Annotated in this window: 13 protein-coding genes; all 13 read right to left on the bottom strand. The window is 61.1% G+C overall.

Annotation, left to right across the window (positions count from 1 at the left end; genetic code table 11):
• Positions 1-2 precede the first annotated feature (2 nt).
• The 13 genes from ASG35_RS12425 to ASG35_RS12365 all read right to left on the bottom strand — a co-directional run bounded on the left by ASG35_RS12425 (position 3) and on the right by ASG35_RS12365 (position 13,625).
• Positions 3-872: an ABC transporter permease subunit gene (locus ASG35_RS12425; protein WP_056357047.1), complete on the bottom strand. Its 870-nt coding sequence runs from the start codon at positions 870-872 to the stop codon at positions 3-5.
• Positions 873-944: 72 nt separating this feature from the next.
• Complete coding sequence (locus tag ASG35_RS12420; protein WP_056357044.1) at positions 945-2,177, bottom strand: urea ABC transporter substrate-binding protein; 1,233 nt, start codon at positions 2,175-2,177, stop codon at positions 945-947.
• Positions 2,178-2,386: 209 nt separating this feature from the next.
• Positions 2,387-3,328: a choline/ethanolamine kinase family protein gene (locus ASG35_RS12415; protein WP_056357510.1), complete on the bottom strand. Its 942-nt coding sequence runs from the start codon at positions 3,326-3,328 to the stop codon at positions 2,387-2,389.
• A gap of 15 nt (positions 3,329-3,343) precedes the next feature.
• Positions 3,344-4,279 (bottom strand): phosphotransferase family protein, encoded by a 936-nt coding sequence (locus ASG35_RS12410; protein ID WP_056357041.1) that lies wholly within the window; start codon positions 4,277-4,279, stop codon positions 3,344-3,346.
• Positions 4,280-4,283: 4 nt separating this feature from the next.
• Positions 4,284-5,573 (bottom strand): Zn-dependent hydrolase, encoded by a 1,290-nt coding sequence (locus tag ASG35_RS12405; RefSeq protein WP_056357038.1) that lies wholly within the window; start codon positions 5,571-5,573, stop codon positions 4,284-4,286.
• Positions 5,548-6,297, bottom strand: coding sequence for a DeoR/GlpR family DNA-binding transcription regulator (locus ASG35_RS12400; RefSeq protein WP_056357034.1), 750 nt, complete (start codon positions 6,295-6,297; stop codon positions 5,548-5,550). Before ASG35_RS12400 ends, ASG35_RS12405 begins: the two co-directional genes overlap by 26 nt.
• Positions 6,298-6,343: 46 nt before the next feature.
• On the bottom strand, positions 6,344-7,909 hold the full coding sequence (locus tag ASG35_RS12395; protein ID WP_056357031.1) for an amidase: 1,566 nt from the start codon (positions 7,907-7,909) through the stop codon (positions 6,344-6,346).
• A 26-nt stretch (positions 7,910-7,935) separates the two neighbouring features.
• Complete coding sequence (locus ASG35_RS12390; protein WP_156393129.1) at positions 7,936-8,664, bottom strand: ABC transporter ATP-binding protein; 729 nt, start codon at positions 8,662-8,664, stop codon at positions 7,936-7,938.
• A complete protein-coding gene (locus tag ASG35_RS12385) occupies positions 8,661-9,386 on the bottom strand; it encodes an ATP-binding cassette domain-containing protein (protein WP_056357028.1) in 726 nt (241 codons plus the stop codon). Before ASG35_RS12385 ends, ASG35_RS12390 begins: the two co-directional genes overlap by 4 nt.
• Complete coding sequence (locus ASG35_RS12380) at positions 9,386-10,441, bottom strand: ABC transporter permease subunit (protein ID WP_056357025.1); 1,056 nt, start codon at positions 10,439-10,441, stop codon at positions 9,386-9,388. The genes ASG35_RS12385 and ASG35_RS12380 overlap by 1 nt, the downstream gene beginning before the upstream one ends.
• A complete protein-coding gene (locus ASG35_RS12375) occupies positions 10,438-11,304 on the bottom strand; it encodes a branched-chain amino acid ABC transporter permease (RefSeq protein ID WP_056357022.1) in 867 nt (288 codons plus the stop codon). Before ASG35_RS12375 ends, ASG35_RS12380 begins: the two co-directional genes overlap by 4 nt.
• Positions 11,305-11,317: 13 nt before the next feature.
• Positions 11,318-12,559 carry an urea ABC transporter substrate-binding protein gene (locus tag ASG35_RS12370; RefSeq protein ID WP_056357505.1) on the bottom strand — a complete coding sequence of 414 codons (1,242 nt, stop codon included), beginning with the start codon at positions 12,557-12,559 and terminating at the stop codon, positions 11,318-11,320.
• Positions 12,560-12,743: 184 nt separating this feature from the next.
• A complete protein-coding gene (locus ASG35_RS12365; RefSeq protein ID WP_056357019.1) occupies positions 12,744-13,625 on the bottom strand; it encodes a LysR family transcriptional regulator in 882 nt (293 codons plus the stop codon).
• Positions 13,626-13,729 lie beyond the last annotated feature (104 nt).

Below are 13,729 nucleotides of genomic sequence, written 5' to 3'. Positions count from 1 at the left end.
TCCTAGCGGGCGCGACTGAACAGATTGCCGAGGCCTTGCGGCATCAGACGAATCACCACGATCACTGTCAGCAGCAAGCCGATCTGTCCGAACAGTTGTCCGTACGATGCAGTCAACGCAGTTTGGATCACCGCGAGCGCAGCGGCGGCCGGCGTGGTTCCAGCAATGACATTGGCGCCGCCTACGACCACCGACACAAACGCCTGCACGATGAAGTTCGTGCCCATGGTTGGAACCGCGGTCATGGTCGGCGCGTACAAAGCGCCGGTGAGCCCTGCAAGCCCGGCGCCGAGCGCAAACGTCAGCGTATAGAGCCGGTCGGTTCGCAGCCCTAGCGACTGCGCCATGTTCGCGTTCTGAATCGTGGCTCGCGCGCACACGCCGTAGTTGCTCTTGAAAAACAGCAAGTAGAGCAAGCCGAGAACAATCAGCGCGATGACGGGCAGCACTGCACGATAAGTGGAGAACGAATACTCGCCGAAACTGAACGAACCAAAAGGCGTGCTGATGCCTTCCATTGAAGGTCCCGCGACCAGCAGCATGGTCTGTTGCACAATCAGGCTGATTGCCCAGGTCGCCACCACCGAATCGTAAAGCCGGTTATAGAGGTGACGTATCACCAGCCGCTCGATCGCGACCCCTGCAATGGCCGCCGCCAATGCGCCGAGCAACATTGCAACGGGCAAAGGCACGCCACGCTTCGCGCAGATGATGGTCACGTACGCGCCGCACATGATGAACTCGCCATGCGCGAGGTTGATGATGCCCATCATGCCGAAGATGACGGCCAGTCCGAGCGCGGCAAGCACGAGGTAGGCGAAGTTATCGCCGAACTGATAGATGACCGAATACAGTGTGGAGAATGCTGTCATCGCGGGGATCTCGTTGAAGCTCGTGGATTGGCGCGATCGCCGTCAGAAGCGTTGGACGTTCGCGCCATCACATCAGGACTTTGGCAGGCTCGACGGCGTGTACTGACGATGATCCGGCTTCACTGGAAGATTGCACCCGACTTGTCCGAGCCAGTACGGCTGCACGTCGTTCCATACTTTCGGAATCTCGACCGAGTGATCTTCCTTCACATGCACGAGGTAGATGGTGTGGCTCAGGTGATGGCTTTTCGGGTCGATACACACCTTCCCTGAAGGTCCATCCGTGCAAATGCCGCCGCCATCCAGCGCCTTCTCGACTGCCGCCTGGTTGGTCGACTTCGCCTTCTCCACCGCTTCCTTGTACAGATAGACCGCGTCGTATGCGTTCGCAGCTTCCTGGTTGATGTACGGCTCGTTCGGATACTTCGCGTGGAAGCGTTTCTTGAAGTCGTTGCTCGCTGGCGAATCGACCTCTTCCACATAGTTCGCCGTCACGAACATGTCCTTCAACGCGGGCGCCTTGAAGCGCTTGTGCTCATACGCCTGGCCGACGTTCACGGAACTTCCCATCGGCAGATTCAAATGCGCCGACGCTTGCTGCTCGTAATAAGACGCCTGATTAGCGCCGACCAGCAAGGTCATCACGAAGTCCGGCTTTGCCTTCTGAATGTTCTGGATCGTTTGGCCAAACTGCGAAACGCTGAGCGGAATGAACTCTTCGCCGACCATCGTCCCGCCATTCTCCTTGACGATGTTGCGGACCCATTCCGCCGATATCTGGCCGAAGTTATAGTCGGCCGCGATCGTGTAAACCTTCTTGCCGTACTTCTGCATCATCCAAGGAATCAGCGTCGAGAATTGCTGTTCGGGGACGGCGCCCGTCACGAAAACATTCGAGTCGCACACGCCGCCTTCGTACTGATTGTTGTACCAGTAGAGCTGATGCGCACGATCCATGATCGGCCGGATCGCTTCGCGCGACGCGCTCGAGAATCCGCCGAAGATCACGTCGGCCTTGTCGGTCTGAATCAGACGGCGCGACAACTCCTGGAACTTGGTGTTGTCCGATTGCGTGTCGTACGCAATCAGTTTGATCGGCCGTCCCATGATCCCGCCCTTGGCGTTGATCTCGTCCACGGCCAGTTCGGTCGCGTGAATCTTCGGAATGGTGGCCAACGCAAAATTCCCCGATGCATCTTCGAGCAACCCAAGCTTGATCGGGTCCGCTGCAATTGCGGCTGCGGAAGAACAGGCAAGCGCGACCACAGCGGCCATGCGCAACCAGGATGACTTGTCAGCCAGCATGCGTTATCTCCTTGGATTCATCGATCGAAAAAAAGACGAAAAAAAGCCCTCCGACGAACCAGGGTTCGTTGAAGGGCTTCGGTGCCGTGTCCTCGTGCCGGCATCGTTGGCGGCACGAGGAATCTTGCAGCAATCTTAGGACGCCAAAAAACGCGGTGTCAATGCTCTTTGCTTCAGGAGCCTTAAATTAGCCCTTTGGAATAAAGCATTTAAACGCTGCCCAAGAGCGTGTTCCATGCAGGAGAGTCGATCACGGAACGCGCGCGCATGAATTTCCATGCGCCGTATTTGAAGTAGTCGAAGTCGAGCGTCGATATTTCATTCTGAAGCATGGACCAGGTCGCCCATTTCAGATCGGCGAGCGCCTTGTGCACGGTGACACGCGCCATGTTCGCTTCACTGACGCTGCCGAAATAGGACTCGACCATCTCCTCTTCGACCTCGCGCGTAAAAAACATCTCGCCGCTCAACGCACCGAGGTCGTAGCAACGGTCATTGTTCGATGCGTACTCGTAGTCGATCAACAGCACCGTCCCGGCTTCATCGCGGAGAAAATTCCCGGGCATGGGATCGTTGAAGCACGCGACAATATCCAGACCCGAAGCTTCAAGCGCTGCGCGTGCGCGAACATATTCGGCATGCAAACGCGGGAAATCGGCAGGAAGTTTGCCGCCGGCCTGTCGCACCTGTTCCACGTGTTCATCGATCAGATTGAAGATGGTCTTGGTCAGCGGCAACAAGGGCGAAGCATGCAGCGCGCGATACGCCGCGACAATGGCAGCGCGAACAGGTGCATCGAGGAAATCGCGGTTCGAGCACGTCGCGCGCCCTTCCACGAAGTCGTTGATCTCCACACCCAGTTCCGCGGCATAGTCGTAGAGGCGCGGACCAATGCCAATGGTTTCGGCTTGCTTGCTCGCCGCGAACGCTACCTTCCGGTCGATGAACTGCTCCGTTCCGCGGCCCGGCACCTTGACGAAGTAGCTGCTCGATTCGCCGTCCAGCCAGACTCGCCAGTTTCTGTTGCTGATCCCGCCGGGAACGGGTGCGTATTGCATCGCGCGGCCGCGCCAGGGCTGGACGCTGCGCAAGACGGTTTCAATTTCGCGTTCGGCGTCGCTTGAGGCCGTACCCAGCATTTTTGTCGGCATCGTCATTGCCCCTTTTCAGATCAGCGTGAGCAAATGATCGATATCCATGCGCGATGCAGCCATCGAGCAGCGCAGCAAACGCCATTGCGCGTATTTCAGGAACTCGATGTGCAGGCGCGGCGAGGTTGCGTTCATCTTCAATCCCCATAAACCCCAGCGCAGGTCATCGGCGAAAGCGTAGCAACGGGTACGCGCGAGCGCGGCATCTGTCACGTGGCCGTTCGCCATTTCCAGCGCTGCCGGCCACGTAGAAAGCTCGGGCAAGACTTCGTTCAGCGTTACGGCTATATCGAATGCAGGGTCGGTGTTGGCGGCTTCATCGAAGTCGACGAGTTGAAGCGCGCTATTCGAGTCTTCGCCATGCAGCATCACGTTCGATGTCACGCCGTCCACGTGACATGGGCGTGTATCGTAACCCGACGCGCCGATGGCGGCGCTCATGCGCGACGCGGTCGCGACCAGTGGCGCGAGGTCTGCAGTCAGCGTCATGGCCGCAGCGAGACGTCCGATCCGATCAAACACGTTTGAATCACGCTCGAACGGCGGGAGCGCGTGAATCGCCCGCTTCGCAGCCAACACCTTTTCGAGCGTTGCGGGGACGGCCAGATCGTCGAGATGCGCGGTGCGCCAGGTGTCTTCGAGAAGATCGAACGCAGTCAGGCCGAACGATTCATTCAGATGACGCGGACTCGGCGTGAGACCGATCGTGGCCACAGCCGCGGCGGCACGAAACGACGCGCCAACGTCCACCGCCTCGGCCAGATCGCGATGCACGATCTTGACGAATAACGACGGCGGCGCGCCGTCGATACCCAGGCGAAAGCATTCGCTCGATACACCGCGATGCATCGGCGACATGACCGGCGTCAGCGCGGCTTCGCAGCTGATCTGCGCAGTCGCCCAGGCATCGATTGATCGGATGGCGGCGTCTACATTCGGTGCGAGCTCCATGATGTCAAGCTCCCTTCGCCGCTGCAACCGGATCGCCGCCCGACTGGCACAGGCGGGTCGCCACGTGCAGCAACACCGTCATGCCCGTATCGAGATCGTCCGAGTGCGTATCTTCATGCTCGTTGTGCGCAATACCGCCTACGCTCGGCACGAACACAAGTCCCGTAGGACAGGTGTCGAGCAGGCTGAGCGCGTCATGACCGGACACGGTATCGATCTCCCGGCTGCGCACGCCCGCCTCCAATGCACACAGCTTCACGAGTTCCCCCACCGCCGGCGGCAGCACGCGAATCGGCCGGCTCGTGCGATTGCCGATCTCGACGGCGACGTTGGCACGCTGCGCGGCGCTATCGATTGCCTGCATCGCGATGCTCTCAGCTTCGAGGAGAATGCTGTTGTCGAACGCGCGCAGTTCGATCGACAAGTCCGTTTGCGACGGCACCACATTCGGCGAATTGGGCTGCACGACGAGCCTTCCCACCGACGTATGAATCCGGTCTGGCCACTTGTCTGCAATTGCCCGCACGTCGCAGATCAACTGCGCCGCAGCAAGCAAGGCATCGCGGCGCGCGCCCATTTTCGCGGGACCCGTATGCGCCTGTTCGCCCTTGAACGAAACGTCGATTTTCGCCGCGCCCCAGTTGCGCGTGACGATACCAATAGGCACGTCGTCCGCTTCAAGCAACGCGCCCTGCTCCACGTGCAATTCCACATAGCAGGACGGCGCGCGAGGCGGCGTATCCGTGCCACGATAACCAATCGCCGCGAGCGCTTCCGAGAGCGTCACGCCGTCGTCATCGCGGCTCGCGAGCGCCTCGTCCATGCTTGTCTTGCCTACGAACGTCCCGCTGCCGAGCAGGCTCGGACGAAACCGCGCGCCTTCTTCGTTGGTCCAGTTCACCGCGCAAAAGTCGCTGTCGAACGATACCCCCGCGCGTTTTTCGAGCATCAACCGTCGCCCCGCTTCGAGCGCTGCAAGGACGCCGAGCACGCCGTCGAAGCGCCCGCCGCGCGGTTGGCTGTCGAGATGCGAGCCCATCATCACGAGCGGCGCGTCGGCCTGATCTGCAAGGCGGAAAATGCCGAACTGATTGCCGACGCCATCGACCAAGACTTCGGCGCCCGCGTCGCGCAGCAACGTGGCAAACGCATCGCGTGCTTCGCCGTCTGCCACGCTCGCGCACAGCCGCGTCACGCCACCGGTTTCAAGACCGCCGAACTGCGCGAACCGCGCAAGCAGGCTCGCGAGCTTGCCGGTTTCGGATGCATCAGGGATGGATGAGTTCGATGTCATGCTCAGCAAATATATCCTTGAATGGCGCGGGCGGCGCACGGTCGCAAACCACCGTCACCTTTTCCGTGATCGGAAAAGTATTGAGGTACGCCTCGCGCCCGAATTTGTCGATGTCGGCCAGGATCACCGACAAGCGCGTCTGCAACTTCAGCACGCCGCGCAGGTTTGATTCGTGTTCCTCATAATCCATCCAGCCGTGTTTCAGGTCGCAGGCGGCGATTCCCATGAACGCGGCATCGTAGAAAAAACGTCGTGCGTAGGAAAGCGTTTCGTAGCCCACCAATGCGTTGTCCTTGCCCCGCAGCATGCCCGGCGTCAGGTTCACGCGGGTCACGCTCGTGCCGAGCAGCAAGGCAATGTCGATAGAGTTCGTGGTCACCGTGACGTTGCGCCCGATCAGCCGGCGCGCGAACGCAACGGTAGTCGTTCCCGAGTCGATGAACACCGACATGCCGTCTTCCACTAACGCCAGCGCGAGCTCCGCAACACGCGCCTTGCCACGCACATTGACCTTGCCGCGCTCGGTCACGGGACGTTCGACGTCGAGACGCGGCGGCACGGCCCCGCCGTAGATGCGCCGCAACATGCCGCTTTGCTCCAGTTCCTTCAGGTCGCGGCGGATGGTTTCCTCCGAAACGCTCAAGAGCTTGGCGAGGGGCGTTACCGTGACGCGCCCGTTATCGCGAAGCCGGGTCAAGATCTCCTGATATCTGTGCTCGGACATAACGTGTTGTGTTCCTGCTCTTTTACGATGGCAGCCGTCCTCGTCTTCATGTCGCAAGAACGGGCGTTCGCCGATGACGTCCGGCGGTTTCGTAATCGTATGCCATCGCGAGAAGCGCCGGCTCGCTCCATCGGCGGCCAACGAAAATCAGGTTGAAGGGCGAGCCCGATTCGTAATATCCGGCCGGCAGCGTGACGCCCGGCAAGCCGGCGATATTGATCTCGCACACCGTTGTTTCGTGCAGCGTTTCCGTGCCTTCGCGCGGTGGCAATGCATCGCGCAACTGCGGGAACACGAGGCCGTCGAGCGCGTGCTTCGTCATGACTTCCTCGAAGATCGAAAGGTAGGTTTCGCGCAGCGCGTAGAACGCGCCGATCACCGGCGGCGCCGCTGCATCGCGCAAATTCGCTTCCATGTCGGGCAGCGACGACATGTACGTCAGCACGCCGCCCGGACCGAATGGATCTTCGGCGCGGGTTGCATCGACGAAATCCGTCCACGTCTTGATCGTGTTGCCCGGACCGAGACGCTCCAGGTACTTTTGCATGTCGTACGGAAGGCTTTCCATGCCGCGCGCATCGAAGTGATCCGATCCCGGCGCGGGCTTGCCGAGCGCCGCGAAACCGCTGCCCGCGAAGGGGTCTGCGACCAGAATCGCGCCGCGCGCTTCGAGCTCTTTCTGCGCGCGCTCGTAAAGCGCAATGGTTTCCGCCGATAACGCCCGGTCGCGCCAGCCCGGACCGTAAAGTCCCAGCCGCTTGCCCTTGAGCGCGTCGTCACGCAAGCCCGCCGCGTACCCGCCGGGTGGTTTCATGCCAACGCCCGCCACGGTTTTCAGGTCCTCTTCGGAGAAACCCGCGAGCACGTCGAGCGTCAGCGCGGCGTCGCGAACGCATCGCGCAATGGGGCCAACGACGTCACGCGTGCTGCCTGCAAGCGGCATCACGCCCGCGTTGGGAACGAGTGCGAAGGTGGGCTTGATGCCGACCAGCGCCTGCGCCGATGCCGGATTCTGGATCGATCCACCGGTTTCCTCGGCGAGACCAAGAACGGCCATGCTCGTGCCGACAGCCGTCGCGGTGCCTGCGCTGCTGCCGCCAGGCATGAACGATGTATCGACTGCATTGAGCGTGGGGCCTGCCCAGCTATCGTTTGCATGCGAACCCGTCGCGCTGAGCACCGGCACGTTCGTCTTGCCGAGAATCACGCAGCCGGCTGCGCGCATGCGAGCGACGACCGGCGAATCCGTGGCAGGCATCAGGTCCACACCGCCGGTCGGGCTGTATAGCAGCGTCCAGCCGGCGGTGGTCGGGAAACCCGCCATGTCCATGGTGTCCTTCACCACGACCGGCACGCCCGCCAGCGGCCCGAGTGCTTCGCCCGCCGCGCGGCGGGCGTCGATGGCGCGGGCGTCATCGAGCGCTTCGGGGTTCAGGAAAATGATCGCGTTATAGCGCGGATTGAACTTCGCAATACGTTCGAGGAACGCCGCGGTCAGCGACTCGGACGTGAGCGCGCCGCTGGCGAATCCAGACTGGACTTGCTCGACGGTGAGTTCGGTGACATCGATGGTCGTGCTGGTCGTGCTGGTCGCGCTGGTCGTGTTGGTCATGGAAAAATTCCAGTATCAAAAGGGGATCAGGCAATGCCCGCGAACTCGTCGAGCATCGCCGGGTCGGTGACGATCTCAGGCGGGATCTCGCGCGTGACCGTGCCTTTCTGCAGAATCAAGATGCGTTGCGACAGCGAGGCGATGAAGTTGAGGTTCTGCTCGACCAGCAAGATGGTGAGGCTGCGCTGTTCGGCAACGCTCTTCAAGGTGTCGATGATTTCATCGATGATCGAAGGCTGGATTCCTTCCGTGGGTTCATCGAGCAATACGATTTTCGGGCCACCGCACAGGCACCGCGCGAGTGCCAGCAGTTGTTGCTCACCGCCCGAGAGCGCGCCGCCCGGTCGGTCGAGATACGCTTTCAGGCGTGGAAACAATTCGAGAATTTCCGCGATTGTTTCAGCCTCGCCGCGCTTGGACAGCAGGCATCCCACGCGCAGGTTTTCCATCACGCTCAGCGTGGAAAATATCTCGCGGCCTTGCGGCACGTAGCCGATGCCGGCTTTGGCGCGCGCCGTCGCGCTGTAATGCGTGACGTCCACGCCGTTGAAGCGCACCGTTCCGGAAGTGGTTGGCAGATGCCCGGTCAACGTGCGCAGCAGCGTGGTCTTGCCCATGCCGTTATGGCCGAGAATCCCCACGCGCTCGCCTGCCTTCACCGCGAAGCTGACTTGATTGAGAATCGGGATGCGCCCGTAGCCCGAGCACAACTGCGTTGCCTCGAACAGCACCGCGCCTGCAATATCGCCGCTCATGCCGCACGCCTCCCGAGATACACGTCCTTCACACGCTGGTCGGACAAGACGGTATCCACCGACCCTTCCACCAGCACCGCGCCTTGCGAAAAGACAGTCACCGTGCGCGCGATCATGCGGATGAACTGCATGTCGTGTTCAACCACCACCAGCGCCTGCGTCTTGTTGATTTCCTGGATCAACTCCGCCGTGCGATGCACTTCTTCGTGGTTCATGCCGGCGGCGGGTTCATCGAGCAAAATCAGTTCGGGTTCCTGAGCAAGCACCGTTGCAATCTCCACCCATTGGCGCTGACCGTGTGCAAGCTGGCCGACGATCCGGTCGGCGATGCCATCGAGCTTGAGCCGCGTCAGGGTTTCATCCACGATACGGCGCGCATGCGCCAGCGACTTGCGCCGCCCCGCGCCAATGAACACGTTCTCGCGCACGCTGAGTCCGTTGAACACGTTCGGCACCTGCGTCTTGATGCCAACGCCCAATCGCGCGATCTGATGCGGGTTGCTGCCCGTCACATCATGGCTGCGAAAATGGATGCTGCCTTCGGTTGGTTTCAACTGCCCGGTCAGCATCTTGAAGAAGGTGCTTTTGCCTGCGCCGTTGGGACCGATCAAGCAGCGCAGCTCGACTTCGCGCAAGGTGAAATCGACGGCGCGCACGGCGGTCACGCCGCCAAAACGCATGGTGACGTTTTTGGCCTGTAGAAGCGGAGGGAGAGCGTTCATCAGTGCGACTCCGGCTTGGCGGTAGCGGACGAAGAAGGCGAGCCGGCCATTCCTTTCGACGGCGAACTCAATCGCAACAGCAACGAACGTGCAACAGGCACGACGCCTTGCGGCACGAGCAGCACGAACGCGACGAGCACAATGCCAAGGCCCAGGCTTGGATCGATGACATGCTGCGTTCCCGCTACGTTGATCAGATACTGGATTGCGACCGCGCCGAGTATGGGTCCAATCAACGTACCCAGGCCACCTATCAACACGGAGATGATGACTTGCGCCGACATGGTGAGCGCGAACACGGTCGGGCTGATGAAACCGCCCCAGTTCGCGAAGATGCACCCCGCCGCGCCGGCAATACCCGCGCCGACCACGAACGACATCAGCTTGTACATACGCGGGTCGTAACCAATCAGCATGGCACGCGTTTCGTTCTCGCGGATGGCAACCACGACCCGTCCGAAACGCGATGCAAGGATCCATTTCAACAACCCGTACACCACGATCAACGCGCCCATTGCGACATACCAGACGCCGATCTGGTCGAGCTGCTCGTCCGGTTTTCCCGGCGGCGCGAACACGGGGATTGCCGGGATGCCGTTGAATCCGCCGAGCACCGCTTCACCAATGTGATACTGGCTGCCCGAAGTCGAGTTCATCAGTTCGAACAGGATCACCGACACAGTCAGCGTGATCACGCCAATGTAGGCATCGGAGATACGGCCATAGAACATGAAGTAGCCGAGCAACGCCGCGAACAGCATGGGCGCGACAATCGATAACGCCGCTGCCAGCGTGGTATCGCCGAAATTGATCGCGGCAATGGCATACGTGTACGCGCCAATGCCGAGAAACGCGGCCTGCCCGAACGACAGGATGCCCGCATAACCCCATACGAAACCCTGGCTCAAGCCGTAGATGGCCATGCCCGCGAACAGCGTTGCCTGCATCACGCCGAACGCGCTGATGGTGCGCGGCAGGGCGAACATGATCACGATGCATATCGCGACGACCGCAATCGTGCCGCCCAAAAAAGGTCTTGAACGAAGCGATTTCATGAGCTGCGCCTGAGGAAACGTCCGGTGATGCCCTGCGGCAAGATGCGGATCAGCAAGACCGCGGAAGCCAGCAGCGCGATATCGCCAATGACCGGCGTGGACAGGAACGAAACGATCTCGTTGATGAAGCCAAACAACCCGGCCGCAAGACCCGTCCCGGCGATGATCGCAGGGCCGCCGCCGAGCACCGTGATGAAGGCCTTCGCAATGTAGGCGCCGCCCATGCCCGGCGACACGCCCGAGATTGGCGACAGCACGCCGCCCGCCAGTCCGGCAAGTGCCGCGCCGAGCGAGAACGTGGCCATGTACACCGCCGACGGCCTGACGCCGAGAGACGCGGACATTGCTGGATTCTGCATGGTGGCGCGCAGGATCAGGCCGAAGCGCGTGCGGCGCAGGAGCACCAGCAGCGCGACGAGCACGACCAGCGCAATGCCGATGATGACCAGGCTATACGCGCTCACGTGGTATTGGCCGATCGAAAAACTGCCCACCGGCATCTGCACCGACTTCACCACGTTGCCGAATATCGACGTGATCAGGCCGATGAGACCCAGGCTGATGCCCCATGTGGCGAGCATCGTGTCCATCATTCGGCCGTAGAGAAAGCGGATGATGGTGCGCTCCAGGATCAGGCCCACCAGCCCCACCACGATGGGCGGAAGAATCAGCATCGATACCCAGATGTTGACGCCTGCCGTGCTCGCGGTCACGGCCGTGTAGGCACCGAGCATCATGAACTCGCCGTGCGCGAGATTGATGATGCGCATCATGCCGTAGATGACGCCGAGGCCGATTGTGATGAGCACGAGCGTGGCGACGCCGGTCAGCACGTTGAAGGCGAGTAGCCCGGTCAGATCCATGGATTGCGCCTCCTCAGGCCGGCGTGAACTGCTTGTTCGTGCGCGGTGACTTGATGAGATCGCACGCGCCGCCGGTATCGGACGGGAACTGGTTCGGGAAGGTCTGCAGGATCTCCCACACCTTGTCTTTCGGCCGCGCGAGATAGGCATTGCGAATGGTGTGATGCGTCGCCGGATCCATCTTGACCGTGCCCGATGGCCCTTCAATGGTGATGCCGGTTTCGAGCGCCGACACGACCTTCGCCTGCTCCACCGACCCCGCTTTTTTCACGGCCTCCGCCCATAGCATGATGCCTTCGTACGTGGCGGTATCGAGCTCGCCGAGGTCCGTCAGGCTAGGCCCGTACTTCGCCTGCATGCCTTTGACAAAGGCGTTTGCGTTCGGCGTATTGAGATTGTTGTAGAACCCGAAGCACGTGATGATGCCGTCGGTGGTTGCAGCGTCCATGGTCGTGAGTTCGTCGCCGAGACCGAACACGGTTGCGCCCACCGGGATCTTCGATTTCATTCCCGCCGCCGCCCATTGCCGATAAAACCCCACGTGATTCGCACCGACCAGCGCCGAAAGGACCATGTCCGGCTTCGCTTCCTGGATGCGGCTGATGGTGGAGGAGAAGTTGGTGACGTCGAGCGGGAAGAAGTCCGTGTTGACCACGGTGCCGCCCGCCGCCTTCACGAACTTCGTCATCCAGCTCGCCGTGATGTGGCCGTAGTTATAGTCGGCCGCGACGATATACACCTTCTTGCCCCAGTTCTTCATCGCATATTCCACGATGTGGTCCACCGTCTGCGCGGGCGTCGTGCCGGTACAGAACACGTTGCGGTCGCATACGCCGCCTTCGTATTGCGTGTTGTAGAAATAGAGCGTCTTGCTGCGGTCGAAGATCGGCCGGATGGCTTCACGCGATGCCGACGTGATACCGCCCTGGATCACATCGACCTTGTCCTGCAGCACCAGTTGCTGCGCGTATTGCGTGTAAAGCTGGATGCTGCTTTGCGTGTCGTAGGCAATCAGCTTGACCGGTCGCCCGAGCAGGCCGCCCTTGTCGTTGATCTGCCCGACGGCAAATTCGGTTGCCTGGATCATGCGCCGGCCTTCGAGGCCAAGCGCGCCGGTTCCGTCGAGCAGGCTTCCCAGCTTGATCGGCTCGGCCGCCGACGCGTTGCGGGTGACGTACGGCCCCACCAGTGCGCCGACGGCGGCCGCCGCTCCAAATTTCAACGCTTTACGACGAGATCCGGATTCCATAGTCATCGATTCGCTCCGCATGCGATTGTGTTTGATTTGCCCGGTTTCAGTGTAGGCAAACAAAATTCCGCAAGATATTTATCAAAATAATCAAAACATCGGGCAAATCGGGCATGACCGGACAAAATTAAAGGCGCAGGGAAAGCGCCTTTGGTCGATGCATGGTTTTATGGAGCGCGACGCCCGGCCGCTACTCGCGCTCGGTTTCGAGCACCGCGTCGGCGCTGGCAAGAAAACCGCGGATCAGGCGGCCTCGTGGCGACGCACGGTGCCACAACACCCCGAACCGACGTGGTTCCGTACGAACCGGCAGCGCGAGCTTTACAACGTTCAGTTGCGTCGTGAGCGGCGAGACGATATCCGGCACGAGCGATACACCGAGTCCGCGGTCGACCATCATCGCGATCGCCATCAACGAGTTCAGCTCGAACAACTCGCGCGGCGCGATCTTCGCCGCGCGCAGGTATTGATCGGCCTGCTTGCCGCCGCCCAGCGAGCGGTCATATCGAATGAACGGCTCGCGGGCCAGTAGTTCATGAGCGTCGTGCGCGGCGAAACGCGACGGTGCAAGCACGACGATCGGCTCCTCGCGCAGAAGATGCCATTCATACGCCTTCGGCAACGCGAACGCCGGATGCAGGCAGACGGCGACATCCACGTCCCCGCGTTGCAGCGCTTCGTAAAGTTCCATCGACGTCCCCGCGCGAATCAGCACCTTCGCCTGGGGAAAGAGCGCCGCAAAACCGGCCAGCACCTCGGGCACGAGGCTCAACAACGCGGTTGTGATCGTGCCGATACGCAATTCGCCCGCCGCGTCGCCTTCGAGCGCAAACGCCCTCAGCTCCGCAAACTCGCGTACGAGTCCGCGCGCACGTTCAATCACGCGATGCCCGGCTTCAGTCGGCACGACGGTGCGCCCCGAGCGCACCAGCAACTCCGCGCCAAGCTCGCGCTCGAGCGCCTGGACTTGTTGCGCGATCGCTGCCGGCGTCACGCCGATCCGGCGCGCGGCTTCCGCCATCGATCCGTTATCCACGACCAGCAAGAAATTGGCGAGAAAAGTGACGTCCATGAAAGTAGTTTATGCATCTTTTGAAGATAGGTCCGGATAGTTTATCTAAATCCAGGCGAGGCCTAGACTGGGCGTTCAGTAAAACCAGAAATCCGGAAAGCGCA

The sequence above is a fragment of the Burkholderia sp. Leaf177 genome (assembly GCF_001424345.1).
Lineage (GTDB): Bacteria > Pseudomonadota > Gammaproteobacteria > Burkholderiales > Burkholderiaceae > Caballeronia.
This window is presented reverse-complemented; position numbering and strand designations above follow the sequence as displayed.

What these genes read in the sequence shown, in the direction of transcription:
- ASG35_RS12385 (WP_056357028.1), bottom strand. Translation starts at nt 9,386, where the DNA reads ATGAACGCTCTCCCTCCGCTTCTACAGGCCAAAAACGTCACCATGCGT.
- ASG35_RS12420 (WP_056357044.1), bottom strand. Translation starts at nt 2,177, where the DNA reads ATGCTGGCTGACAAGTCATCCTGGTTGCGCATGGCCGCTGTGGTCGCG.
- ASG35_RS12365 (WP_056357019.1), bottom strand. Translation starts at nt 13,625, where the DNA reads ATGGACGTCACTTTTCTCGCCAATTTCTTGCTGGTCGTGGATAACGGA.
- ASG35_RS12400 (WP_056357034.1), bottom strand. Translation starts at nt 6,297, where the DNA reads ATGTCCGAGCACAGATATCAGGAGATCTTGACCCGGCTTCGCGATAAC.
- ASG35_RS12425 (WP_056357047.1), bottom strand. Translation starts at nt 872, where the DNA reads ATGACAGCATTCTCCACACTGTATTCGGTCATCTATCAGTTCGGCGAT.
- ASG35_RS12390 (WP_156393129.1), bottom strand. Translation starts at nt 8,664, where the DNA reads ATGAGCGGCGATATTGCAGGCGCGGTGCTGTTCGAGGCAACGCAGTTG.
- ASG35_RS12395 (WP_056357031.1), bottom strand. Translation starts at nt 7,909, where the DNA reads ATGACCAACACGACCAGCGCGACCAGCACGACCAGCACGACCATCGAT.
- ASG35_RS12405 (WP_056357038.1), bottom strand. Translation starts at nt 5,573, where the DNA reads ATGACATCGAACTCATCCATCCCTGATGCATCCGAAACCGGCAAGCTC.
- ASG35_RS12380 (WP_056357025.1), bottom strand. Translation starts at nt 10,441, where the DNA reads ATGAAATCGCTTCGTTCAAGACCTTTTTTGGGCGGCACGATTGCGGTC.
- ASG35_RS12370 (WP_056357505.1), bottom strand. Translation starts at nt 12,559, where the DNA reads ATGACTATGGAATCCGGATCTCGTCGTAAAGCGTTGAAATTTGGAGCG.
- ASG35_RS12410 (WP_056357041.1), bottom strand. Translation starts at nt 4,279, where the DNA reads ATGGAGCTCGCACCGAATGTAGACGCCGCCATCCGATCAATCGATGCC.
- ASG35_RS12415 (WP_056357510.1), bottom strand. Translation starts at nt 3,328, where the DNA reads ATGCCGACAAAAATGCTGGGTACGGCCTCAAGCGACGCCGAACGCGAA.
- ASG35_RS12375 (WP_056357022.1), bottom strand. Translation starts at nt 11,304, where the DNA reads ATGGATCTGACCGGGCTACTCGCCTTCAACGTGCTGACCGGCGTCGCC.